The following is a 22,656-nucleotide window of genomic DNA, read 5'->3' as shown; positions in this document are numbered from 1 at the left end:
CAAAAGGTGAGGCGCGTCACGCTTCGCGCGGTGCCTGCGCGTGCAAAAACGGCAGCAACAGCAGGGCGGAGATGCCCGCCGCGATAGCGATCACCGCGAAGAACCCGCTCCAGTGCCAGATGTCGATCACCCGCGCCAGCGGCCAGCCGGAGAGCGATGCGCCGAGGTAGGCAAACAGCCCGACAAAGCCCGTCGCCGCGCCTGCCGCCTCTTTGTGGGAGCACTCTGCCGCCGCCATGCCGATCAGCATCTGCGGGCCAAAGACGAAAAAACCGATGGTGAAGAAGCACGCCGCCTGCATCACGTAGCTGGCGAACGGCATCAGCCACAGCGAGCCGACGGAGAGCAAAATTCCGGCGGCGAAAATCAGGTTCATCGGCCCGCGGTTGCCGTTGAAGAGCTTGTCCGAGCCCCAGCCCGCCACCAGCGCGCCGATAAACCCGCCCAGTTCAAACATGGTCACCGCCGAGTTGGCGGTCACCAGATCCACACCGAGCGTCTCGGACATATACAGGTTGCCCCAGTCGTTGATGGCCGCGCGCACCACGTAGACCAGCACGTAGCAGAGCGACAGCAGCCAGATGTAGGGGTTTTTCAGTACGTATTTGGTGAGGATCTGCTGGCGGGACAGCCCGGCCCCCTCCTGCTGCTGGGCGATCTCCATCTCGTCGTGCCGCCAGTCGCCCACTGGTGGAAGGCCGACGGTTTGCGGCCTGTCGCGCAGGCGCCAGCAGAGGAACAGCCCGGCGACAATCGCGAGGCCACCGGCAATCATCATCCCCGCACGCCAGCCGTAGTGCAGCGCGGCAGCCCCCACCACCATCGGGATCAGCGCCCCGCCGACGTTATGCGCGGTATTCCAGACGGCCCACCAACCGCCGCGCTCATTGCGCGAATACCAGGCGGTCAGCAGACGGGCGCAGACCGGCGCGCCCCAGCCCTGGAAAAAGGCGTTCAGCGCCCACAGCAGGGCGAAGGCCCACAGCGACGTCGAGAAGCCAAACAGGATGTTCACCACGCCGGTGGCGATCAGCCCAACGCCCATGAAATAGCGCGCATTGGAGCGGTCGCTGACGATGCCGGAGAAGAACTTCGACAGACCGTAGGTGATGTAAAACAGCGTCGCCAGCAGGCCGATATCGGTGCGCGCCATCACGCCGCTGGCGAGGATCTCCGGCGCGGCGGCGTTGAAGCTTTTGCGGGTGAAGTAGAACAGCGCGTAGCCGAGCCAGATAGTGACCAGGATATGACGTCGCCAGTAGCGGTAGCGGGCGTCGATTTCCGCTTTGTTGCCTAGCGGGGCGGCGCTGGCGGGGGTTTTAAACATGGTGCGTCCTTAACGGCAAACTGACGCTGACGCGCGTCCCGTGGGTGCAGGAGATTGTCAGCGTGCCGCCGAGCGCCTTCACGCGCTCGCGCATGCCCGCCAGGCCAAAGCCCTGTTGGCCGGATCCCGGCGGCAGGCCGCAGCCGTCGTCTTCAATCACCAGCATCAGGCGCTCGTCCTGATGCCAGCCCTGGATCGTGACCGCGCTGGCACTGGCGTGTTTGACGATGTTGTTCAGCCCCTCCTGACAGACGCGGAACAGCGTCACGCGCTGACCTTCGCTCAGGGTAGCTTCATTGATGCGCCAGTCGAGATGGCTGACTATCCCGCGGCTTTCCAGCTCCATCTCGCGCATCAGGGAACGCACCGCCTGCTCCAGGGACAGATCGTCAAGCTGGCGCGGGCGCAGCCGCCCTAACAGGCGGCGAACGGAGTCATAGACACCCAGCGAAAGCTGTTCGATATGCGCCCCGCCCTGCTTCACACCCGCGTTTTCTGCCGCCAGGCGCTGGACAATGCCCGCCTGGGTGCGGATGGCGGTGATGGTCTGGCCGATGTCATCGTGCAGCTCGCGGGCAACCTCCTGGCGCACGCTCTCTTCCGTCTCCAGCAGACGCTCCGCCAGACGGCAATTGCGCGCCAGCTCGGCTTGCAGAGACTGGTTCAGCTCGCGCAGGCGCTGGATGCCCGCCCCCAGCAGCAGCCCGGTCAGGCTCTGGGCCAGCAGCGAGAGCAACAGATCTACCGGATGATCGTGCCAGGTCTGGCTGGCGATCAGCGCGATGGCGTTCATTAGGGTCGCGATCAGCGCCCCCTGCCAGCCGTAGTGCCAGGCGAGGGCGATGATCGGCAGCGCCAGACAAAACGGCGTGAAGCGTGATAATTCAGCGGGCAGACCAAGCTGGAGCCACAGGCTCACTACAAACAGCAGCAGATACCAGATCAGGTGCCGGGCGCGCCAGTTCACCGGCTGGGAGACCAGCGCCGGGCCGAGCGGCTGCCAGACGGTGCTGGTGAGGTAATGCCAGAAAACCAGGCAGGTCGGGGCCAGCGTCAGGCCGCCGGTGAGGGTCAGCAGCAGGGCGTTGAGCACCTCCTTTTCGCCCACCCACGGCAGGGACTGCAACAGCGCGGCGGCAATCAGCGCTGCCCCCTGACGCAGCAGCGTGCGCCAGTCGCGCTGGTGACGGTAGCGGGAAATCAGGGCGACCGGGATAAGCGTGAGCAGGCTTCCGGTCATCAATAAAGGCAGATGCGCCAGCGCCACTTCCTGCGCCAGCCAGATCAGCATCAGCCACTCTGCGCCCAGCAAAACGGGCCAGTAGCCGCGCGGGCACTGAAGCATCAGTCCCAGACGCAGGCCAAAGGGGAACAGCAGCACCGCCAGCTCCGGGCGTTCCACCAGATGCAGGCTGATGCTCCACAGGCAGAACCATGCGGCGGAGAAGATAAAAAAGCTGGCGACGACGGCGATCAGCCGTGAAAAAACGGGACTCATTGCCAGCTGTCAAACATACGGCGCGCCAGCTCGACATCGTTACTGACGTTGAGTTTTTCCATCAGGTTGGCGCGATGAACGTGCACGGTTTTCGGGGACAGATCCAGCTCCGCGGCAATCTCTTTTACCGACATGCCCTGGGCAAGTTTCTCTGCCACCTGACGCTCGCGTCTGGTGAGCGGATCCTGCCGTCCCGCCGCCAGCTTGATGGCGATATCCGGCGTCAGGTAGCAGCCGCCGGTGGAGACGGTGCGCACGGCGGCAATCAGCTCGTCGGGGCTACAGCGTTTAGAGAGGAAGCCGCGCGCGCCCGCGTTGAGCGCCTGCTCGACCAGCGCCGGGCTGTCGTGGACCGAGAGCATAATGGTCGCCATCCCTTTCGGCAGCTGGCTTAACAGCTCCAGCCCGGAGAGATCCGGCATTGAGATGTCGCAGATACAGACCTGCACCCCGCGTCCCGGCAGGCCCGCCAGCGCCTCGCGACCGGAGCCAAACTCGGCCACGACCTGAAAATCCGGTTCGAGGTTTAAAAGCTGGGCAAAGCCGGAGCGGACGATAAGGTGGTCGTCGATAAGGGCGATGGTGGTCATGGTTTGATCCTGATGCGTGAACACGCCGGATGGCGGCGTAAACGCCTTATCCGGCCTACGTGTAACGTCCTTGCAGGCTGGATAAGCGCAGCGCCATCCGGCAAAAGCCTTTTACCTTAAGTGATTTACTCGAAAAACACCGCAATTTTGTTAAACATGGTGGGATCGGACTGGTTGCGTGCCACTTTGGTGACATCTTCCAGCTTGTCGATCTGCGCCATCATCTGCTCCAGACGCTGATCGTCGTTCACCAGTAGCCAAATGCGGCTGTGCTCGCTGCCCTGAATCGGCAGGCACAGAATGCCTTCCACGTTAAACGCACGTCGGGCAAACAGCCCACAGACGTGGGTCATGACGCCAGGGTGGTTGCGGACGGTGAGTTCCAGAATGACGTTATCATGTTGTTTCTGCATGGTTTATTCTCCCACCATCTCAGTATTTGCCGCACCCGGCGGCACCATCGGATACACTTTTTGTTGCGCGTCGATACGCACGTGGATCAGCGCCGGGCCCGGACGAGAAATCGCATCCTGCAACGCCGCGTGGGCATCTTCTTCGGCGTTCAGATCGCAGGTGTGCAGGCCAAAACCAGCGGCAATCTGCATGAAGTTGATCATCCCCGGATAGGTCGCCGCAAACACGCCCTGCTTATAGAACAGGCTCTGCTGCTGGTGTACCAGGCCCAGCGCCTCGTTGTTCATCAGAATGATTTTGACGTCTAACTGGTTTTCGGCTGCGGTGGCCATCTCCTGAATGTTCATCATCAGGCTGCCGTCACCGGAGAAGCAGATCACCTTACGGTCCGGGTTGGCGAGCGCCGCGCCAACCGCTGCTGGCAGGCCGAAGCCCATGGTGCCAAGGCCGCCGGAGGTCAGCCACTGGCGCGGGCGGTTAAGCGGATACGCCTGGGCAGTCCACATCTGATGCTGGCCGACGTCGGTGGTGATAATCGCGCTGTCATCCACGCAGGCGGCAACGGCGTTGATAAGGCCATAGTGGCTCAGCGGGTCGCCCTCGGTTGGGATAGCGCCCGGGAACTCGCGTTGCAGATCGGCCACCAGCTGGCGCCAGTCGGCGCGGTCGTTTGCCTCCGTCTGTGGGATCAGCTGTGCCAGCACCTCGGCCACGTCGCCCTGAATCGCCACGTGCGGCTGCTTGATTTTACCCAGCTCGGCGCGGTCGATATCCACATGAATGATTTTGGCGTTCGGGCAGAACTCCTCGGTTTTGCCAATCGCACGGTCATCAAAACGCGCCCCCATAACAATCAGCAAATCCGCCTCTTGCAGGATGTAGTTGGTGCTGCGCGCGCCGTGCATGCCCAGCATCCCTAAAGACAATGGGTGCGCTTTTGGCAGCATGCCGAGCGCCATCAGGGTCATGGTGGTAGGCAGGCTGGATTTTTCAGCGAACTGACGGATTTCATCCGCGGCGTTGATCGCCCCGCCGCCCAGATAGAGCACCGGGCGTTTCGCCGCGTTAATCATGGCGGCGGCATCGCACACGCTCTCAACCCTGAATTCCGGCGCCGGGGCACGCTTGCCCGGCTCGGGCAGGACGTCGATCTCAATTTCTGCGGTCTGGACATCCTTAGGAATGTCTATCCACACCGGACCCGGGCGGCCAGACTGGGCAATGCGAAACGCATCGCTGATCACCTGAGGCAGCTCGCTGATATCGCGAACTAAATAGTTATGTTTGGTGATGGGGATAGAGATACCGTAGGTATCCACTTCCTGGAACGCATCGGTACCGATCATCGAGGACGGCACCTGGCCGGTAATGCAGATCAGCGGAATGGAGTCGAGGCGCGCATCGGCGATGGCGGTCACCAGGTTAGTGGCGCCCGGCCCGCTGCAGGCCATACAGACCGCCGGTTTACCCTGGGTACGCGCCATGCCCTGAGCGATAAAGCCTGCGCCCTGCTCGTGGCGCGCCAGCACGTGGCGGATCTGTGTGCTTTGGCTTAACGCATCATACAGCGGCAGCACGGTCCCACCCGGGATGCCCGCAACGGTGGTGATGCCCTGTCGTTCCAGTAAATGAACAATCAGCTGCGCGCCTGTAAAACGCGTTTTTGTGGATGTTGTGCCCGAACTTGCCATGCTCCAGTCCTTTTCTTCTGAGCCAGCTTTACGCGTCGTAGTTCAGGTTGCAGATGCGTTGGCTGCGTTCCTGCAACCCGAACTACTTAGCGTATCCGGGAGGGGTCCTAAACGAAAAACCCCGCCCGGTTTGCGCCGGCGGGGTTTTGGATTCGTGTGTTGATCCAGTCCCTACGGCGCATTGCCGACGACCACCACCACACGCACGACGACCACTGCGGCAGGTTGCGCAGTTTTTAGTAGGGTCGAAGTGAAGATGGATGAAGTCATTGGGGACCTGTGTTTGGAATCATTGATAGAATTTATACAAACACAGGTTTTCGGATGTGACAATGGAAATATTTTCAACTGCGCAAAAATGCGTCAGGGATCACGTTTCAGTACGTTGCTCGCTCATTCCAGGCATCACTATAGATGACATTGCCGTCACAATGCTTCCAGGTGATTTTCTCGTAGCGTATAAGAACCGTTTCAAGGTGTGTTCCGGTGTTTGCGCCGGGATACAGGTCTGGTGTTATTGAGGTTATTTTCACATTCTCCAGAAGGATATTAAAATATTCCTGTTCTAAACCCGCCTCATTAATCTGATACATCTTAATAGTGGCTGACTTGAGCATTCTTCCCGTACTCAGCGCCCGAAATAAAATCGGGGTTACACGATCAAATTCCTTCTGAAACATGACGGGCATGTGTATGCGCGTGCCCGTTAATTTCCCGGTATTTCCGTCGACTGGAATGTTGACATTATGAGTGAACGATTTGAGTTCAATTGCACCTTCACGCTCTGACACAAGGCAAGGGCCAACCATGGGAGAACCATTTTCATCTGTTAAAAACAAATAAGCTGGGTTTGACATAAAAAATCCTTTTTATATGATTTAATCGTACTTATCAAGGTGGCCGAAAATTATCGGATGAACAATAATAAATACAATGATAGAAATGAATGTTAGTAATACCCAGCGGTCAGGCACCAACCACAGGAACAAGGAGGCGCACGCAAAAATATAAACAGGAAATAAAATATCCGTAAATAGAATTGATAACAGACTCTTAAACATGCTCCTTGCCCTTTAAGTCTTTATAAATTGCATCGAAATCCTTATAGAATCCCAACTGCACCTTCTTAATGAGTTCAGACAGGAAAGGCTCAAAAAAGTAGTAAAGCATCTCCAGTTGTGCGGCATAGAGGGTGGCGTAATACTTAGGGTCCAATGTTTTCAGGCGACGAGCAGCAAGAGCGCACTTCTGTTCCGTTCCAATCAATTGAAGTGCCATGACAACGTTAGGTACGCGGCGTGCAAGCCGTTCGACGACGATTTCAGATAGCAGGCCTGATTCGGAAAGGGATTTGGCCAGACCCCATGCTATTGCTAAACGTGCGGCCTTGCTGGTCGGTATGTTATTAACAAGCCCTGTTACTTTTGAATCTATCTTACGAACGCGATTGTGTTCATTCCCATTTTCTGAATCGGAAATAACACGTTCAAAATAAAGATAGAGCATGTGTGCTATTACATCGCGATAACGGTAAAGCGAGAGAATTGAGAGGTACATTCTCTTTTCTTCTGAGAGAAGCTCGTCACATACATCGTGATAGCTGGGGATTAAGCATGATGAGTACCAACTTACACGCTCAATTCCTGAGTAAATATCAGAGCCGATCCCCTTTAATGCTCTCCATGTTCCTGCAACACCTTGCTGTCCATAAATAGCCAACTGCCTGTCACTCTGGAACTTCATCTTTAAATAATCAGATGCTTGCATAATGTATCCACACAATTATTGCGGCTATAGGAATATACATTGAAAAGTCCAGAAATTCAAACCAGTAAAATTGCTTTACATAAACATTCACATAAATAATAAGTCAGTACGATTTTATTTATTAAGGTTATATACGAAACAACTTAATTACTTGAAGGGCATTAGCGGTTTATATTAGTTCACACACTTTTAGTTTAATCATTGCAAAATGAGTCTAATACCTATTTCTATAAAAAGAGTTGCATAAGCGATGCTATCCCGTTCACAACGAAGCTAAATAGCAGAAACCTCGCTTTTATAGCAGCCTTTTTATGGGCAGACCAGAAAACAAAAAACCCCGCCTAAGCGAGGTTTTTATCAGGGTTTTGCGGTTGGTTGCCGCAGAACACACTGTGTTACGTCAACGCGAAAAGTATACGCGATCGAAGACGAACGCGCAATTCCGGCACGGATTTTGACGTTTTTGAGTATGGATCGCCTTCCAAAATTTGTCCATAAAATACTGTTCATGCATACAGTATTTATCTATACTGAGGGTGTTCGCAGTGAGCGAGGGGGCCGCAGTTTACCGGCGCAACGAAGTCCTGGCTGAAACGGGTGGTGCCGTCAGTGCCTTAACCCCTGAAGTGAGCACACTGTGTTACGTCAATCCAGGTGCTGGCCACAGGCGGCGGAAAGGTACGCCAGCATCGTGCTCCTTTTAACCAAAAGGAGACGCGTATGAGCGTCGTGGATATGGTCATACTTGTCCTCAAACTCATTGTTGCTGTATTGCAACTGCTTGATGCTGTCCTGAAATACGTTAAGTGATTCAGGTTCAAGTCGCACCTGAGAGGGGCGGGCAACCGCCCCTCTTTAATAACGAGGGAATGCTATGTCGCGTCTGTTAATTGAGCCTGTTACGCCTGATGAACCGGGCTATATCGCCCTGAAGGCCGAGAGTATCGCGTTAAATTTCAATATGCTGCGCAGGCTGGAAGAGAACTGGCAGCGCGGTGAGAATCGCTTTAACGCGCCGGGTGAAAAGCTGCTGGGGGCGTTTCTTAACGGCAGGCTGGTGGGCGTGTGCGGTCTAAATCGCGACCCATTCAGCCAGCAGCCGCGCGCCGGACGTATTCGTCATCTCTACGTCAGCGAAAAGTGCCGTGGGCTGGGGATTGGAAAACAACTTTTGACCGTGGTGATGGCGGATGCCAGCATCTGGTTTGATTTTCTTAATACCCATGCGCCGGAAACCGCGTACGGATTTTATCATCGGGCGGGCTTCAGGCTGGTGTCAGACGAGCCCCGGGTGACGCACCGCCTTTTTTGCGCAGTGTAAGCGGCTGGCAGCCTCGACGGGGGAATGTTACAGTTGGATGACATTTCACCAACCGATCCGCCATGTCCATCACCGTTTTCTGCATTTTACTGTTCGCCGCACTGCTACATGCCAGCTGGAACGCCATCGTTAAAGCCGGAACGGACAAGCTCTACTCGGCGATCGGGGTCAGCGGTTCAGCCGCGCTTATTGCGCTGATTTTACTGCCTTTCTCTCCCCAGCCGACGGCTGCAAGCTGGCCTTATTTGTTCGTCTCCTGCGCGTTACAGGTGGTGTATACGGTACTGGTGGCAAAAACCTATCAGGTCTCCGACATGAGCCAGACCTATCCGCTGATGCGCGGTACCGCCCCGCTGCTGGTGGCGCTGATCAGTGTGCTGGCGCTTGGCGACCACCTCTCCTGGCTTGCCTGGTCCGGTATCGGCGTCATTTGCCTGTCAATTCTGGCCATGGCGATGAATGGCCGCATGCAGTCGCGCAAGGGGATCTGGCTGGCGCTGCTGAACGCCTGTTTTATCGCCGGGTATACGCTGGTGGACGGCACCGGCGTGCGGTTATCAGACTCGGCGCTGGGCTACACGCTCTGGACCTTCTTCATGAACGGCTTCTGCCTGCTGAGCTGGGCGATGGTAGCCCGCCGCCGCGAAGCGTCAGCCTATCTGCGCTTGCACTGGAAAAAAGGGCTGCTCGGCGGCGTCGGGACGATGGGATCTTACGGTCTGGCACTCTGGGCGATGACTCAGGCGCCGCTGGCGGTGGTCGCCGCACTACGTGAAACCTCTATTCTCTTCGGCGCATTCATCGCATTTGTGCTTTTAAAAGAGAAGGTTGTGGGCCTGCGCATCGCGGCGGCGCTGGGTATTGCAGCCGGTGCGGTCCTGCTGCGCCTGGCGTAATTCGCTGGCAACATTAGTTGCCGATCTTGTTTACAAATCCTGCCTTCACGCCTTCTGTCATTCATCACAGTAATGCTTAAATTGTCATCTCTCTGTGGTAGATTCCTCGCGCATTTATGGGAATGCGTAGTCACTTATTCTTTATTTATCTCTTTTGGCAAAAGTATTCAGCGACATGAAAAAGCAACGGAACGTGAACTTATTGTTGATGCTGGTGTTACTGGTGGCCGTCGGGCAGATGGCGCAAACCATCTACATTCCGGCGATTGCCGATATGGCAAAAGATCTGAGCGTCCGCGAAGGTGCGGTACAGAGCGTGATGGCAGCCTACCTGCTGACCTATGGCGTTTCACAGCTGGTTTATGGTCCCCTGTCCGATCGCGTCGGGCGTCGTCCGGTCATTCTGGTGGGCATGAGCATTTTCATGGTGGCGACGGTGATTGCCATTACTACGCACAGCCTGACCATCCTGATTGCCGCCAGCGCCCTCCAGGGCGTGGGCACCGGCGTCGGCGGGGTCATGGCGCGTACCCTGCCGCGTGATAAGTACCAGGGCACCCAACTTCGCCACGCCAACAGTCTGTTAAATATGGGCATTCTGGTCAGCCCGCTGCTCGCCCCGCTGATTGGGGGTCTGCTGGACACCGTCTGGTCCTGGCGCGCCTGTTACGCCTTCCTGCTGGTGCTGTGCATTATTGTCACCTTCAGCATGGCGCGCTGGATGCCGGAAACACGTCCGCAGGACGCGCCGCGCACGAAGCTCATCGCCAGCTACAAAACGCTGTTCGGTAATGGGTCGTTTACCTGTTATCTGTTGATGCTAATCGGCGGCCTGGCGGGCATTGCGGTGTTTGAAGCCTGTTCCGGCGTGCTGCTGGGCGCAGGTCTTGGCCTGAGCAGCATGGTGGTGAGCATTTTGTTTATTCTGCCGATCCCGGCGGCGTTCTTCGGCGCATGGTTCGCCGGACGTCCGAACAAACGCTTCTCTACGCTGATGTGGCAGTCAGTGATCAGCTGTCTACTGGCCGGGCTGATGATGTGGATCCCGGGGCTGTTTGACGTGATGTCGGTCTGGACGTTGCTCATCCCGGCGGCGCTGTTCTTCTTCGGCGCGGGCATGCTGTTCCCGCTCGCCACCAGCGGCGCAATGGAGCCGTTCCCGTTCCTCGCGGGCACGGCAGGCGCGCTGGTCGGCGGTTTACAGAATATCGGTTCCGGCGCGCTGGCCTGGCTTTCGGCTATGATGCCGCAGACCGGGCAGGCGAGTTTGGGCCTGCTGATGACCCTGATGGGGCTGCTGATTTTGCTGTGCTGGCTGCCGCTGGCGTCGCGCGTCCCGCATCACGAACAGCCGGTTTAACCGCATGATGGCCCGGCTTCTCGCCGGGCTTTTCACACACGGGCGCAATCATCGCCTGTAATAACGGCTCTGGCGCAGGCCGCCAGGCGCCCTCTTCCCCGTCGTAAAACTGGAAGTCCGCGTTAAGCGCATACGGGATTTTCGCCTTTTGCAGCTCGCAGGCCATAAAGTTGGCGAAGGCCATTTGCGAAGCGGTTGGCGTGAGGTGGTTTGACTCCCCCACGCCCCAGCCCCCGACCCAGCTAACGTGCCCGGTTTTTTGCTGCCAGTGCAGCGCGGCATTGATTCGGTTACGGATAGCCGCTTTCTCAGCCGCGGTTCCGGACGTCCACGGGTATTTGCCGTTCGTTTTCAGCGGACCCCAGGGGAAAATATGCCATTCCGCCAGCAGGTAATTCTGGCTGTGTGCGGGCAGCTTCAGGCTGGATAAATCCTCCGGCGCGGCGCGCAGACGAGGGGCGATAAAAATCATGCGGCTGGCATCAATGGCGTGAATGTCTTTGATCGCTTTCTCATACACCCGGTTGAGCGAAGCAACGTTGTGGTTGAGCTTGTCCGCCGGTTCGTAGATCAGGTCAAACCCCAGCAACGGCGAGCGCTGACCAAAATAGTGCGCCACGGCAATCCACCAGTTGATCACCGCTTTTTCGGTATCCGCTTTCGGATCGTTTTTATATTCATCGGCCTGATAGGCGATGATGGGGATGACGCCGTATTGCTCGCAGGCCTCCACCAGCTTACGCAGGTGAATCAGCCGCGCTTCCGTCGGTTCGCCCGCCACCCGAATACGGACATGATGTATGCCTTTCGCCTGGAAATCACGGACCACCAGCGGGTCGAATTCGCGTATACCGCGCTCGGTGCGGGCCCAGTCGACATCCATTCCGACGCCCAACATCTGCGCGTAATGGGCAGCCGTCAGGGGTGGCTCAGCGGCACAGGCCCAGCCGGAAGCGAGCGCTAACACGGTGACAATTAACGGCTTTAACACGACGCCCCTTGCAAATAATCAAATGCTTTACTCTGTATTTAGCATGCTTTTTCACAATTGGTGTAGAGTCAAAACGAACTAAATTCTGAGACAGATTATGAAAACGACTGACCTGACCGGCCTCATTGACCGGTTTCCGCTGCTGGCGGATTTGATTGCCCTGAAAGAGATCACCTGGCTTAATCCGAACACCACGACGCTGGCGGAAGGGTTGCCATATGTCGGGCTGACCAAAGCCGACGTGGACGACGCGCATGCACGCCTGAAACGCTTCGCGCCGTATCTGGCGAAAGCCTTCCCGGAAACGGCGGCAACGGGCGGGATTATCGAATCCGAACTGGTCGCTATCCCGGCGATGCAAAAGCGGCTGGAGAAAGAGTCCGGCAAGGCCATTCCAGGCACGCTGCTGCTGAAAAAAGACAGCCATCTGCCGATTTCCGGCTCCATTAAAGCGCGCGGCGGTATCTATGAAGTGCTGGCCCACGCGGAAAAACTGGCGCTGGAAGCCGGGTTGCTGAGCGTTGAAGATGACTACAGCATCATGCTGGAGCCACGCTTTAAAGCCTTCTTCAGCCAGTACAGCATCGCGGTGGGTTCAACCGGCAACCTGGGGGTGTCCATCGGCATTATGAGCGCGCGCATCGGCTTTAAGGTCACGGTGCATATGTCCGCCGACGCCCGCGAGTGGAAGAAAGCCAAACTGCGCAGCCACGGCGCGATCGTCGTGGAATATGAGCAGGATTATGGCGTGGCGGTGGAGCAAGGGCGCAAAGCGGCGGAAAGCGATCCAAACTGTTTCTTTATTGACGATGAGAACTCACGCACGCTGTTCCTGGGCTATGCGGTTGCAGGTGAGCGCCTGAAAGCGCAGTTTGCCGCGCAGGGGCGCGCGGTGGATGCTGAACATCCGTTGAATGTCTATCTGCCGTGCGGCGTCGGCGGCGGCCCCGGCGGCGTGGCGTTTGGCCTGAAGCTGGCCTTTGGCGATAACGTCCACTGTTTCTTCGCCGAGCCCACGCACTCCCCGTGCATGCTGCTGGGCGTTTACACCGGGCTGCACGATGAAATCGCGGTGCAGGATCTGGGTATTGATAACGTGACGGCGGCGGACGGTCTGGCGGTAGGTCGCGCGTCTGGCTTCGTGGGCCGCGCGATGGAGCGTCTGCTTGACGGGTTCTATACCCTCGCCGATCAAAGCATGTACGACCTGCTCGGCTGGCTGGCGCAGGAAGAAGGCATTCGTCTGGAGCCGTCGGCGCTGGCGGGGATGGCCGGGCCGGTACGCATAACGGCGAATGCTAACACTACACACCTGGTCTGGGCGACCGGCGGCGGCATGGTGCCGGAAGACGAGATGGCGAAATATTTAGCGAAAGGGAAGTAAATATGCCGGGTGGCGGCTGCGCCTTACCCGGCCTACAGGTGCAAAATTTGTTGAATGTGGGTGACCGCAAACAGCAGTGACAGCGACAGCACGGCCAGGGCGATAAGGAACTTATCCCGCACCGCCTTCGGCTGTACAAAGTCGCTCTGCGCCACGTCCATCAGGTTACGACTGCGGGTGTAGCGCCATAAAATGATGGCTACCAGCGCCAGCACAACAATGGAGATCCAGAATGGCGCCCCCGTGCGGTGCCAGTTGTGCTTAATGGCAAGCGCGATCAACGCACCATACCCAAGCAGCGTGCGCAGCCAGGCCAGCGAGGTTCGCTCCGGCTGAAGCCCGGGGTCCGCTTCCCGCCGCGCTTTGCGGCTATCCGGCATACAGCACCAGTAACATCACTACGCCCGCAACCATCAGCAAAATCGTACTGATGATGATCAAACCGCGCGTGTAGGGGAGATCCTGCTTCAGACGCATCGCCTTTTCATTTCTCAGCCAGCGCAGATAGCCATAAATCGCCAGCACGCCGGCAATCAGGCACAGCAGCAGGGCCAGCACTTCGCGAATCAACGGAGTGGCAAAATCGGGGGCGAGCTGATCAAGGCCGACGCCTGCGGCCAGAAAGCCCAGGGCGGTGCGGATCCACGCTAAGAACGTGCGTTCGTTAGCCAGTGAGAAGCGGTAGTCCGGCGCTTCACCGAGGCGGGAAATGTTCATGAAGGTTCCTTGTCGTGCAGCATGCAGGCTTCAGCATAGCGTAATTCAGCCAGGACAAGGAGACCGGCATCTGGCGATGCCGGTCAGAAAGATTAGTGCAGCTCTGGCCAGTAATCCTTATTAGCTTCAATCAGATCGTCCAGAATCGCCTTCGCCACCGATGCGCTCGGTACGGTTTTCGACAGGGTAATCGCCTGCCAGAGTTTCTGATACGAGCGCTGCTCCCAGGCGTCCACCACCAGTTTTTCCACCGCCACCTGCTGGCTCATGAGCCCTTTCTGGAAGTGAGGAATATCACCCACGGTCAGCGGCTCCGGTCCGTTGTGGCCGACCAGACACGGAATTTCTACCATCGCGTCGGCGTCAAAATTATGGATAGCCCCATTGTTAGGCACAATCAGCAACATGCGTTCCTGGGTATTAAAGGCAATCGCGGTCGCCAGATCGACGATGTACGATGCATGTTCGTCGATTTCCAGTTCACCGGCAGAAGAATGACCGGCTTCGATAATCGCCCGGCATGAACTGAATACATGCTTCTCACGGTGATCCATCACTTCATTGGCGCGGGTACGCTCCGGGTTGGAATGGGCGACCACATAGTCCGGGAACAGGTAATACTTCAGGTAGGTGTTCGGCATGGTGTCCGGATCCAGCGCCTGTACGTCTTTGGCCTTGGCGAAGGTATCGTTCCAGCTCGCTTCAGTATGCACATCTTCCGAAGGCGGAACATAACCGTTTTTCGCCACGTATTCGCGCAGCTTCGGCATCAGATCGTTTCCGTTCAGATCTTCAATCGACGTCCACCAGCCGAAGTGGTTCAGACCGTAGTAGCGCACGCGCATCTCTTTGCGGTCTTTCAGGCCGACGATTTGCGCCATACGGCCTTCAATGCCGATCGGCATGTCGCAGATGTTGAGGATTTTCGCGTTCGGACGCAGGCGGCGCGTGGCTTCCGCGACAATCGCCGCCGGGTTGGAGTAGTTCAGCATCCACGCGTTCGGGGAGTACTGCTCCATATAATCTACCAGCTCAAGCACGCCGCCGATGGAGCGCATGCCGTAGGAGATGCCGCCCGGCCCGCACGTTTCCTGGCCCAGCACGCCGTGGCGCAGCGGGATTTTTTCATCTTTTTCACGCATCGGGTATTTGCCCACGCGAATATGCGCCATCACGAAATCCACATCGGTAAAGGCTGCTTTCGGATCGGTGGTGTAACTAAATTCAATCTCAGGCGCCTGCTCCCTGAGGATGATTTTGCACGCCTCGGCGATAACCTCCTGACGTGCTCCGTCATTGTCATAGAACTTCAGCGCACGTAGCGGGAAACGGTCACGGTTGGCTAACAGCATCAGGACGATACCAGGCGTGAATGTACTGCCGCCGCCTGCAATAACAACTGAGAATTTTTTCATGATATAGCCTCTGTCAGAGTGGTTTGTTCGTTTGTTAAAGGGGTTTTCATCAGCGATTCCAGCTGGTCGCGCACCTGAGGAACGTGCAGACCGACAATCACCTGAATGCCGTTGCCGCGTCGCACCACACCGTGTGCGCCCAGGGCTTTGAAGACGTCGTCGCTTTGGGTTTTCGTCATATCCACCAGGGCGATACGCAGGCGGGTGGCGCAGTTATTGATACTTTCGATATTTGCTGCGCCGCCGAGCGCCTGTAAGAACCCAGCGGCCTGTCCGACCTGCTGGCTGGCTGCTGCCGGGGCGGTGGTTTGCCCACGCGCCGCCTTATAGTCGGCCTTGCTGTAGAGCTTGATTTCGCTCTCTTCCCGGCCCGGCGTTTTCAGATTCAGACGTTCGATAAGCGTCCTGAAGACCACGAAATAGAGAGCGGTGAAGCAGAGGCCGATGCCAATCTGGGTGAATACCGTCGAGGCGTGGTTATGGAACATCGGGATCCAGTTTTGTGGCAGGAACTGGTCCAGCAGACCGCCCCCCATGTTCCCCACCACCCCGAAGGTATACATCACCGTCGCCATCGTTGCGGCCAGCACGGCGTGGATAGCAAACAGCAACGGCGAGATAAACAGGAAGGTGAACTCCAGCGGTTCGGTAATACCCACCAGCACGGCGGTAAGCGTGGCCGGAACCAGCAGCCCCGCAACCTTGACGCGGTTTTCCGGCGACGCGGTGTACCAGATCGCCAGCGCAATCCCGACCGAGCCAAACACTTTCGAATTGCCGTGCAGGGCGAAGCCGCCTTCAGGGAACAGTGTTTTTAGCGGCACAGTGCTCTGGCTGAATTCCTGCAGGTGCTGCGCCCAGTAGACCTGAATGCCGCCCTCTACCGCCGCCGGGCCGAAGATAAACGGGCCGTAGACAAAGTGGTGCAATCCGGTTGGGATCAGAATGCGTTCCAGGAAGGTATAGACCCATACGCCTAGCGCACCGGCAGAGCGCAGGAACGCCTGCAGGGACTCAATGCCCATCTGCACTTTCGGCCAGCCCAGCAGCGTCAGCCAGGCGCAGGGGATCATCACGAAGAACGCGAGGATAACGACAAACGAGGTGCCCTGGAAAATCCCCAGGAAGACTGGCAACGGCTTGTCGAAAAATCGGTTATGGATGGCGGTGACGAGCCCGGAAATGATAATCGCCCCGATGATGCTGGTATCAAGCGTTTTGATTCCGGCAATCATCGCCAGCCCGCTGCCAGCAGTGGGTTCAGCAGAGAAGTCGACGCCAAAGAAGTGACCCCAGGTCATCCCCATCGCGTTGATAAAGTAGTTCCAGGTCAGAAAGCTAATCAGCACTGCCAGACAGGCGCGGCCCTGCGCCTGCTTTGCCAGGCCAATCGGTAAGCCGACAGCAAAAATCAGCGGCATATTGCGGAACACCGCCCAGCCGCCCTCTTCGATGATGTGAACAATCTGCGCGAACAGATGATCGGGGGCCGTTAAAGCTTCGCCGACAAACAGCGGGTTGCGAAGCATGATGGCGATTCCGACCACGATCCCGGCAAAGGGAAACAGTAAAACCGGGGTGAACATGGCGCCGCCAAAACGTTGTATTTGACTGAGCATTTTTAAATCCTCATGAAACAACCTGTAGGGGTAGAGGCCTTTATGATTTTTTACTGGCCTGAGGTGAGCATAAGAAGTTACTGATGCGGGAACATGGCGTGCCGCTGCGATTCGTGATCGCATTCATGGTTTTAATTTGACCAATCAGGTCTACTTTTGATAGCAAATATGGACAAGTTAAGACGTAATCCACGCCATAACGGGCGAGCAGAGGTCTACAGGTGATCTACAAATCTATTGCCGACAGATTGCGGCTACGGCTCAATTCGTCGGACTACAACATTGGCAGCCCGTTACCCGGCGAAAAAGCGCTGGCAAAGGAGTTTGGCGTAGCCCGGATGACCATCCGCAAGGCATTGGATCTGCTGGTAAGCTGGGGGCTGGTTGAACGTCGACACGGCAGCGGGACGTTCGTGGCGCGCAAAGACGTTCATCATGAAACGACTAACCTGACCGGGCTGGTGGAGGTACTGCGCCAGCAGGGGAAAGAAGTGCAGAGCAAGGTGTTGCAGTTTGAAGTGATGCCCGCGCCGCCCGCCATCGCCAGCCAGTTGCGGATTCAGGTTGATGAGCGGATCTATTTTTCAAGGCGGGTGCGTTACGTGGACGGAAAACCGCTGATGCTGGAGGACAGCTTTATGCCGGTGAAGCTGTTCCGCAATCTTTCCCTGGCGCATCTCGAAGGGTCTAAGTTTGATTACATCGAGAAGGAGTGCGGGATCACCATTAGCGGCAACTACGAGAGCCTGACGCCAGTGCTGGCAGATAAACAGCTGGCCGGTTATATGAATCTGCCGGAACAGACGCCGCTGCTGCGCATCACCTCTCTTTCCTACAGCGACAGCGGCGAGTTCCTCAACTATTCCGTGATGTTCAGGAACACCAGCGATTACCAGGTGGACTACCATCTGCGGCGTATCCACCCGGAAGACTTATTAGCCCATCCCCCAGAACAGCACCGCCAGTAGTTGCGGGGTGATAATGCGCAAAAACATCACCAGCGGATAGACCGTGGCGTAGGACAACGCCGCCGCGCCGCTGGTGGCGTGCAGGTTATTGGCGAACGCCAGGGCGGGCGGATCGGTCATGGAACCGGCCAGCATGCCGCACAGCGTGAGATAGTTCATTTTAGCGAACATACGCGCCAGTAATCCGACCGTTATCAGCGGGATGGCGGTAATGAATATGCCGTAGCCTACCCAGCTCATCCCTTCGCCGTTAACCAGGGTATCGACAAAATCGCCGCCGGATTTCAGTCCCACCACCGCCAGAAACAGCACGATGCCCAACTCCCGCAGCGCCAGGTTAGCGCTCGGCGGCATAAACCAGTAGAGCTTACCGATGGAGCCGATACGCCCGAGGATCAGCGCCATAATGAGCGGCCCGCCTGCCAGCCCCAGCTTCAGTGCTACCGGGAAGCCGGGCACGTACAGGGGGATGGAGCCAAGCATGACGCCAAGCCCGACGCCGATAAAGACCGGCAGCATCTGCACCTGCTGGAGTTTTTGCTGGGCGTTGCCCACCATGTTCGCTACGGCATCAATAGATGAAGGACGCCCGACGAGATTGAGAATATCACCGAATTGCAGGCTGGCATCCTGGCTGGCCACCAGCTCGACACCGGCGCGGTTAAGCCGGGAGATCACCACGTCATAACGCTCTTTAACCTGCAAATCGCGTATTTTCTTGCCCAGGACCTTCTCATTGGTCACTACCACGCGCTCCACGCGCATGTCCGTTCCACGGGTTGAGAGCGAGGTATCCACCTCCTGACCAATCACCAGCCGGGCATTGTTTAAATCCGCCGGTTGCCCTACCAGATGCAGGAGATCGCCGTGCTGAATGAGTGTGTCAGGTGAAGGCACCATCAGCGTGTCGTCACGTTTCAGGCGTGAACAGATAATAGTCGCGCTGTTCAGAATGGGGACATCCTGTATCGCCATATTATTCAGGTTGGGGTTTTCGACGCGAATGTTGATGGTTTTAATAAGCGCATGGCCGTTGGTCAGCGTGCTTTCATGCTCTTTCGCCTCCTGCTCGACGTTAATGCGGAACAGCACGCGCACCAGCCACATGGAGAGCAAAATACCGCAAATGCCAAACGGATAGGCCATGGCGTAGCTCATCCCCATCTGATCGACGACATCAGCAGGGATACCCAGATCGCGCAGAATTTGCTGGCCCGCCCCGAGCGCGGGCGTATTGGTTACGGCGCCGGAGAAGATGCCCAGCACGACGGGCAGCGGAATAGCGAAGAGTTTGTGCAGAATGGCGGTGACCAGCCCACCCATCACGACGATGCCGAAGGCAAAGAGATTAAGGCGTAAACCGGAGACGCGCAGGGAAGCGAAGAAGCCCGGCCCCACCTGAATACCGATGGTATACACAAAGAGGATCAGGCCGAACTCCTGGATGAAATGCAGCATATCGGCGCTGAGCACCCACCCAAGCTGGTCGGCAAAATGGCCGACAAAAATCCCGCCGAAAAGCACTCCGCCAATCCCAAACCCGACGCCGCGGATTTTGATATTCCCCAGCCATAGCCCCACTACCGCGACAAGGGCCAACACGCTGACGGTTAACGCGATATCACTCATGTTCCACATCCTGTGTATAACCTTAGTTATAACAGGGATTCTCTCAGAGCTGGCGGCGGTTGTATGGGTGATGGCGCACAAAAAAGCCCTGCCGGGGCAGGGCCTTGTGCGGTCTGTGAGCGTTGTCGGGTGGCGGCTGCGCCTAACCCGACCTACAGTTTCGGCGGGTTTGTTAACTGTTTAACGCCGGCCTGTCGCTAATGGCGATGCGCTGCGGCGCGATAGCTTCCGGCACGTTACGGGTGAGGTCAATATTCAGCAGCCCGTTAGTGAACGTCGCGCCAGAAACTTCCATATGGTCTGCCAGGGTAAAGCTCAGGCTAAACGGCTGAGTGACAAGCCCCTGATGCAACCATTTGGTCTCGGTGTCTGGTTTTTCCGGTGACCCTTTAACGGTCAGGCGCGTACCCTCAAGCTGGATGTCGAGATCTTCCTGACGAAACCCGGCCAGCGCAAGCGTGATGCGGTAGTGGTTATCATCGCTTTTTTCGATGTTGTACGGCGGAAACGTCTGCTGTTCGGTTGCGCTTTGCAGCGCGTTAGCCAGTTTGTCAAAACCGATCCACTGACGCAGCAGGGGGGAAAAATCATAGTTACGCATACTAAATCTCCTTCTGAGAAGCGAGTTCGGCACAGTTTATTTTTGTGCGCAGTTGTACCTGCAAACCCTTACGGATTCGCATATGCTCCCTTTACGGCAAGCAATTTCAGGTGGGCCGCAGCCGCGACCCGCTTAATTAATTGATTTCGATACGACGCGGTTTTTTCTCTTCCGGAATCACACGTTCCAGTTCGATAAACAACAGGCCGTTCACCAGGTTCGCGCCCTTGACGTGGATGTTCTCAGCCAGCTGGAACTTGCGTTCAAAGTTGCGCTCTGCGATGCCCTGGTAGAGGTAGGTTCGTTCTTTCTGCTCGCCCGCATGGGAGCCTTTCACCACCAGCAGATTGTCCTGCGCGGTGATCTCCAGTTCGCTCTCTGCGAAACCGGCGACAGCAATCGCAATGCGATAGTGGTTTTCGTCAACCAATTCAACGTTGTAAGGAGGATAGCCGTTGCTCTGGCTCTGGTTGTTTTCTAAGTGGTTGAACAGACGATCAAAACCAATGGCAGAACGGTATAGCGGAGAGAGATCGAAATTACGCATAGATAAAAACTCCTGGAATCAGCGAGAAAATGTAGCCTTCCACCATGGACAGGCTTCTGCTTCCCCGAACACCCATCAGGCGTGTCCGTTATCGGGTTACATTCTTAAAATGGGTCTGGATACGGCCTTTTCAAGCCTGTTGATGTGAGATTTTTTTGCACTTTGCTGGTTGTCGCATAGACTCAGGGGCACAGCACAAAGGGTTAAATTGCGATGGCGACCACAGTGCGGGAGTTTTGAGCTATCCATTTTGGACGCGCCTCGCTATAACCCTGAGTTGCAGGTCAATGCCGTGCTACTAATGATGACTGAGTGATGATGAGAAATGTTCTGATTAAGCTGGCGACGTTCAGCGGGGTTGTTTTACTTTGCGGGTGTTCGAGCGTGATGTCGCACACCGGCGGTAAAGAAGGAACATATCCGGGGACGCGCGCCAGTGCCGCCATGATCTCTGATGATGAGACAAACTGGGGTACCAAATCTCTGGCGATTCTTGATATGCCGTTTACGGCGGTTGCCGATACGCTTCTGCTGCCGTGGGATATGTTCCGCACCGACAGCTCAGTGCGTTCGCGCGTTGAGAAAAGCGAGCAGGAGACGCTGGCGACTAACTCCGTCATCCCGCCCGCAGAGATGACCCCGCGCTAATTCTGTGCGGTTTCCGTTAGCCACAGCTGGCGGAAACCGTCCTTCTCTTCCATCCACGCAATAAAACGTCCGTCCGGGGAAAACACCACAGCGTCAGCAGACGGCGGATTGCCGTGATCGGACGTCAAAAACGTCACCTCTCCGGTCTGCGCATCGCAGCAGGCAATGCGGCCTGCAAGCACAAATCCCAGCCCGTTGCCGGAAGGATGCCAGTTAAAGGCCGACTGAATATCGCTCTCAGCGTGGGTCAACTGACGCGGCTCACCGCCTTCAGGGGAGATAAGCCACAGCTGCACAATGCCGTTATCGTCCCGCATTAAAAACGCAATCTGCGTCCCCTGTGGATTGCTGCGCACCCAGTGGCGCGGCACGTTCACCAGCCCCGGATACGCCTTCTGATGGGTGAAGGTAAGGCGGCGTTGCATGACGCCCGCAGGCGGCGCGGGCATTGTATCCGGCGTCCCCTGCAACGGCGCATCGCCCGCCCGTTTCCAGCCCTGCTCGTCCTTGGGAAGGTCCACAATAAACAGTTCGGGCACTTTCTCGCCTTTCGCAGACACCGTATCGCCGATAAACGCCAGCCTGTCGTTGTCCACCCAGCCCTCTTCATAGGCGCGGTTGATCTCATCGCTGCCCGGTTGCGGGTTCGGCGTTGTCCGGCTTACCAGCACGCTCCAGAAGGTGCCAGCATATTCCCGCGGATGGTTCCCCTGTGGGTTTACCGGACCAAAAGGCGCCGCCACCCCGACGTTACGCAAATCCAGCTGCGGATCGCGCGCGTGCAGCACATGGTCGTTGTAGGTAAAGCTGACGAACTGCCCGTTCGGGCTAAAAACGTGAACGTGGCTGCCGCCACGCAGCGCCCCCGCCGTGTAAGGCGCGGTGATATCCATCGCATCAAGATTGCTCACCTGGCCGTTGTGCGCAATCACTCCCTGACGATGGTGAAAATCATACTGCCAGTCTGCATCCGGTTTTTTCGGGCCGTGGATAAAAACATATTTGTCCTGCGCCGGATGAGCGGTCACCACGCCGACATGCGCGCCGTCAGTCGCATGGTAGATCACCTCAACCTCGCCCGTAATGACATTGACCCGCTCAATGGTTTTACCGGTAAAAGACGCGCCGGACGGGCGGACATCATAGACAAGCCACTGGCTGTCTGGCGTCCAGATGTTGATGTTGGTGAGCTGGTGGTTGCGGGAAGCGAAGGTGATTTGTTTCATGAAAATACCCTGATGCGCGGTTATCGCATCAGGGTAAAACATCCGAA

Annotated in this window: 23 protein-coding genes, 1 pseudogene and 1 other annotated feature; of the genes and pseudogenes, 7 read left to right on the top strand and 17 right to left on the bottom strand. The window is 57.0% G+C overall.

The genetic code is table 11. From position 1 onward, the window contains the following. Positions 1 to 16 precede the first annotated feature (16 nt). From C3451_RS04605 to C3451_RS04565, 8 genes are all read right to left on the bottom strand, one after another. Positions 17 to 1,327, bottom strand: a complete 1,311-nt coding sequence (locus C3451_RS04605) for an MFS transporter (RefSeq protein WP_023298969.1) — start codon at positions 1,325 to 1,327, stop codon at positions 17 to 19. Further along, positions 1,320 to 2,825, bottom strand: a complete 1,506-nt coding sequence (gene uhpB / locus C3451_RS04600) for a signal transduction histidine-protein kinase/phosphatase UhpB (protein ID WP_045620994.1) — start codon at positions 2,823 to 2,825, stop codon at positions 1,320 to 1,322. The genes C3451_RS04605 and uhpB overlap by 8 nt, the downstream gene beginning before the upstream one ends. Then, positions 2,822 to 3,415, bottom strand: a complete 594-nt coding sequence (gene uhpA / locus C3451_RS04595; RefSeq protein ID WP_022646555.1) for a transcriptional regulator UhpA — start codon at positions 3,413 to 3,415, stop codon at positions 2,822 to 2,824. The genes uhpB and uhpA overlap by 4 nt, the downstream gene beginning before the upstream one ends. Before the next feature lie 125 nt (positions 3,416 to 3,540). After that, entirely contained in the window at positions 3,541 to 3,828 is a 288-nt protein-coding gene (ilvN, locus tag C3451_RS04590; RefSeq protein ID WP_010426528.1) for an acetolactate synthase small subunit, read from the bottom strand. A 3-nt stretch (positions 3,829 to 3,831) separates the two neighbouring features. After that, on the bottom strand, positions 3,832 to 5,520 hold the full coding sequence (gene ilvB, locus C3451_RS04585) for an acetolactate synthase large subunit (protein WP_045620993.1): 1,689 nt from the start codon (positions 5,518 to 5,520) through the stop codon (positions 3,832 to 3,834). 171 nt (positions 5,521 to 5,691) lie between these two features. Further along, on the bottom strand, positions 5,692 to 5,790 hold the full coding sequence (gene ivbL, locus C3451_RS04580) for an ilvB operon leader peptide IvbL (protein ID WP_057979964.1): 99 nt from the start codon (positions 5,788 to 5,790) through the stop codon (positions 5,692 to 5,694). 107 nt (positions 5,791 to 5,897) lie between these two features. Then, positions 5,898 to 6,377 carry a type VI secretion system tube protein TssD gene (tssD, locus tag C3451_RS04575; protein WP_045620992.1) on the bottom strand — a complete coding sequence of 160 codons (480 nt, stop codon included), beginning with the start codon at positions 6,375 to 6,377 and terminating at the stop codon, positions 5,898 to 5,900. A gap of 196 nt (positions 6,378 to 6,573) precedes the next feature. Beyond that, the gene (locus C3451_RS04565) at positions 6,574 to 7,287 is read right to left on the bottom strand and encodes a hypothetical protein (RefSeq protein WP_038414986.1); all 714 of its coding nucleotides are present in this window, start codon (positions 7,285 to 7,287) and stop codon (positions 6,574 to 6,576) included. Between the two features lie 720 nt (positions 7,288 to 8,007). Between C3451_RS04565 and tisB the strand changes: the two genes are divergently transcribed. The 4 genes from tisB to emrD all read left to right on the top strand — a co-directional run bounded on the left by tisB (position 8,008) and on the right by emrD (position 10,864). After that, entirely contained in the window at positions 8,008 to 8,097 is a 90-nt protein-coding gene (gene tisB, locus C3451_RS04560; protein ID WP_022646551.1) for a type I toxin-antitoxin system toxin TisB, read from the top strand. Positions 8,098 to 8,161: 64 nt separating this feature from the next. Next, positions 8,162 to 8,608, top strand: coding sequence for a GNAT family N-acetyltransferase (locus C3451_RS04555; RefSeq protein WP_023298965.1), 447 nt, complete (start codon positions 8,162 to 8,164; stop codon positions 8,606 to 8,608). Between the two features lie 62 nt (positions 8,609 to 8,670). Beyond that, positions 8,671 to 9,504: a DMT family transporter gene (locus C3451_RS04550; RefSeq protein ID WP_023305144.1), complete on the top strand. Its 834-nt coding sequence runs from the start codon at positions 8,671 to 8,673 to the stop codon at positions 9,502 to 9,504. Between the two features lie 175 nt (positions 9,505 to 9,679). Further along, complete coding sequence (gene emrD / locus C3451_RS04545; protein ID WP_063139104.1) at positions 9,680 to 10,864, top strand: multidrug efflux MFS transporter EmrD; 1,185 nt, start codon at positions 9,680 to 9,682, stop codon at positions 10,862 to 10,864. Here the strand turns inward: emrD and C3451_RS04540 are convergent. Continuing rightward, positions 10,770 to 11,855, bottom strand: a pseudogene (locus tag C3451_RS04540) (cellulase family glycosylhydrolase); the annotation flags it as partial. The gene emrD and the pseudogene C3451_RS04540 overlap by 95 nt on opposite strands. Positions 11,856 to 11,952: 97 nt before the next feature. Between C3451_RS04540 and dsdA the strand changes: the two are divergent. Next, positions 11,953 to 13,239 carry a D-serine ammonia-lyase gene (dsdA, locus tag C3451_RS04535; RefSeq protein ID WP_045620991.1) on the top strand — a complete coding sequence of 429 codons (1,287 nt, stop codon included), beginning with the start codon at positions 11,953 to 11,955 and terminating at the stop codon, positions 13,237 to 13,239. Between the two features lie 32 nt (positions 13,240 to 13,271). Here dsdA and C3451_RS04530 read toward each other — a convergent pair whose 3' ends face one another. The 4 genes from C3451_RS04530 to C3451_RS04515 form a co-directional block, all read right to left on the bottom strand. Then, positions 13,272 to 13,619 (bottom strand): DUF202 domain-containing protein, encoded by a 348-nt coding sequence (locus C3451_RS04530; RefSeq protein ID WP_022646545.1) that lies wholly within the window; start codon positions 13,617 to 13,619, stop codon positions 13,272 to 13,274. Beyond that, positions 13,609 to 13,956: a YidH family protein gene (locus tag C3451_RS04525; protein WP_022646544.1), complete on the bottom strand. Its 348-nt coding sequence runs from the start codon at positions 13,954 to 13,956 to the stop codon at positions 13,609 to 13,611. The genes C3451_RS04530 and C3451_RS04525 overlap by 11 nt, the downstream gene beginning before the upstream one ends. Positions 13,957 to 14,048: 92 nt before the next feature. Beyond that, on the bottom strand, positions 14,049 to 15,371 hold the full coding sequence (locus tag C3451_RS04520; RefSeq protein WP_045308261.1) for a 6-phospho-alpha-glucosidase: 1,323 nt from the start codon (positions 15,369 to 15,371) through the stop codon (positions 14,049 to 14,051). Further along, entirely contained in the window at positions 15,368 to 16,990 is a 1,623-nt protein-coding gene (locus C3451_RS04515) for an alpha-glucoside-specific PTS transporter subunit IIBC (protein WP_022646542.1), read from the bottom strand. The genes C3451_RS04520 and C3451_RS04515 overlap by 4 nt, the downstream gene beginning before the upstream one ends. Before the next feature lie 221 nt (positions 16,991 to 17,211). Between C3451_RS04515 and C3451_RS04510 the strand changes: the two genes are divergently transcribed. Further along, positions 17,212 to 17,958, top strand: coding sequence for a GntR family transcriptional regulator (locus tag C3451_RS04510; protein WP_022646541.1), 747 nt, complete (start codon positions 17,212 to 17,214; stop codon positions 17,956 to 17,958). On the opposite strand, the gene C3451_RS04505 is transcribed toward C3451_RS04510, so the two are convergent. From C3451_RS04505 to ibpA, 3 genes are all read right to left on the bottom strand, one after another. Further along, complete coding sequence (locus tag C3451_RS04505; RefSeq protein ID WP_022646540.1) at positions 17,926 to 19,587, bottom strand: putative transporter; 1,662 nt, start codon at positions 19,585 to 19,587, stop codon at positions 17,926 to 17,928. The genes C3451_RS04510 and C3451_RS04505 overlap by 33 nt on opposite strands. Positions 19,588 to 19,759: 172 nt before the next feature. Continuing rightward, positions 19,760 to 20,188 carry a small heat shock chaperone IbpB gene (ibpB, locus tag C3451_RS04500; RefSeq protein WP_022646539.1) on the bottom strand — a complete coding sequence of 143 codons (429 nt, stop codon included), beginning with the start codon at positions 20,186 to 20,188 and terminating at the stop codon, positions 19,760 to 19,762. A gap of 136 nt (positions 20,189 to 20,324) precedes the next feature. Then, positions 20,325 to 20,735, bottom strand: coding sequence for a small heat shock chaperone IbpA (ibpA, locus tag C3451_RS04495; RefSeq protein WP_003861094.1), 411 nt, complete (start codon positions 20,733 to 20,735; stop codon positions 20,325 to 20,327). Next, positions 20,729 to 20,803, bottom strand: a sequence feature (ROSE (Repression Of Heat Shock gene Expression) occurs in the 5'-region of heat shock genes and acts as an RNA thermometer to modulate expression.). (Overlaps the previous gene by 7 nt.) 247 nt (positions 20,804 to 21,050) lie before the next feature. Here ibpA and C3451_RS04490 point away from each other — a divergent pair. Then, on the top strand, positions 21,051 to 21,383 hold the full coding sequence (locus tag C3451_RS04490) for a YceK/YidQ family lipoprotein (RefSeq protein WP_032622035.1): 333 nt from the start codon (positions 21,051 to 21,053) through the stop codon (positions 21,381 to 21,383). Here the strand turns inward: C3451_RS04490 and C3451_RS04485 are convergent. Then, positions 21,380 to 22,609, bottom strand: coding sequence for a DUF3748 domain-containing protein (locus C3451_RS04485; protein ID WP_074142895.1), 1,230 nt, complete (start codon positions 22,607 to 22,609; stop codon positions 21,380 to 21,382). The genes C3451_RS04490 and C3451_RS04485 overlap by 4 nt on opposite strands. Positions 22,610 to 22,656: the final 47 nt, after the last annotated feature.

The organism is Enterobacter sp. 301B (assembly GCF_003850715.1).
GTDB classification, from domain to species: Bacteria; Pseudomonadota; Gammaproteobacteria; order Enterobacterales; family Enterobacteriaceae; genus Enterobacter; species Enterobacter intestinihominis.
The sequence above is the reverse complement of the archived record's forward strand: the minus strand, read 5'-3'. Positions and strand labels throughout refer to the sequence as shown.

What these genes read in the sequence shown, in the direction of transcription:
- C3451_RS04605 (WP_023298969.1), bottom strand. Translation starts at nt 1,327, where the DNA reads ATGTTTAAAACCCCCGCCAGCGCCGCCCCGCTAGGCAACAAAGCGGAA.
- uhpB (WP_045620994.1), bottom strand. Translation starts at nt 2,825, where the DNA reads ATGAGTCCCGTTTTTTCACGGCTGATCGCCGTCGTCGCCAGCTTTTTT.
- uhpA (WP_022646555.1), bottom strand. Translation starts at nt 3,415, where the DNA reads ATGACCACCATCGCCCTTATCGACGACCACCTTATCGTCCGCTCCGGC.
- ilvN (WP_010426528.1), bottom strand. Translation starts at nt 3,828, where the DNA reads ATGCAGAAACAACATGATAACGTCATTCTGGAACTCACCGTCCGCAAC.
- ilvB (WP_045620993.1), bottom strand. Translation starts at nt 5,520, where the DNA reads ATGGCAAGTTCGGGCACAACATCCACAAAAACGCGTTTTACAGGCGCG.
- ivbL (WP_057979964.1), bottom strand. Translation starts at nt 5,790, where the DNA reads ATGACTTCATCCATCTTCACTTCGACCCTACTAAAAACTGCGCAACCT.
- tssD (WP_045620992.1), bottom strand. Translation starts at nt 6,377, where the DNA reads ATGTCAAACCCAGCTTATTTGTTTTTAACAGATGAAAATGGTTCTCCC.
- C3451_RS04565 (WP_038414986.1), bottom strand. Translation starts at nt 7,287, where the DNA reads ATGCAAGCATCTGATTATTTAAAGATGAAGTTCCAGAGTGACAGGCAG.
- tisB (WP_022646551.1), top strand. Translation starts at nt 8,008, where the DNA reads ATGAGCGTCGTGGATATGGTCATACTTGTCCTCAAACTCATTGTTGCT.
- C3451_RS04555 (WP_023298965.1), top strand. Translation starts at nt 8,162, where the DNA reads ATGTCGCGTCTGTTAATTGAGCCTGTTACGCCTGATGAACCGGGCTAT.
- C3451_RS04550 (WP_023305144.1), top strand. Translation starts at nt 8,671, where the DNA reads ATGTCCATCACCGTTTTCTGCATTTTACTGTTCGCCGCACTGCTACAT.
- emrD (WP_063139104.1), top strand. Translation starts at nt 9,680, where the DNA reads ATGAAAAAGCAACGGAACGTGAACTTATTGTTGATGCTGGTGTTACTG.
- dsdA (WP_045620991.1), top strand. Translation starts at nt 11,953, where the DNA reads ATGAAAACGACTGACCTGACCGGCCTCATTGACCGGTTTCCGCTGCTG.
- C3451_RS04530 (WP_022646545.1), bottom strand. Translation starts at nt 13,619, where the DNA reads ATGCCGGATAGCCGCAAAGCGCGGCGGGAAGCGGACCCCGGGCTTCAG.
- C3451_RS04525 (WP_022646544.1), bottom strand. Translation starts at nt 13,956, where the DNA reads ATGAACATTTCCCGCCTCGGTGAAGCGCCGGACTACCGCTTCTCACTG.
- C3451_RS04520 (WP_045308261.1), bottom strand. Translation starts at nt 15,371, where the DNA reads ATGAAAAAATTCTCAGTTGTTATTGCAGGCGGCGGCAGTACATTCACG.
- C3451_RS04515 (WP_022646542.1), bottom strand. Translation starts at nt 16,990, where the DNA reads ATGCTCAGTCAAATACAACGTTTTGGCGGCGCCATGTTCACCCCGGTT.
- C3451_RS04505 (WP_022646540.1), bottom strand. Translation starts at nt 19,587, where the DNA reads ATGAGTGATATCGCGTTAACCGTCAGCGTGTTGGCCCTTGTCGCGGTA.
- ibpB (WP_022646539.1), bottom strand. Translation starts at nt 20,188, where the DNA reads ATGCGTAACTATGATTTTTCCCCCCTGCTGCGTCAGTGGATCGGTTTT.
- ibpA (WP_003861094.1), bottom strand. Translation starts at nt 20,735, where the DNA reads ATGCGTAATTTCGATCTCTCTCCGCTATACCGTTCTGCCATTGGTTTT.
- C3451_RS04490 (WP_032622035.1), top strand. Translation starts at nt 21,051, where the DNA reads ATGATGAGAAATGTTCTGATTAAGCTGGCGACGTTCAGCGGGGTTGTT.
- C3451_RS04485 (WP_074142895.1), bottom strand. Translation starts at nt 22,609, where the DNA reads ATGAAACAAATCACCTTCGCTTCCCGCAACCACCAGCTCACCAACATC.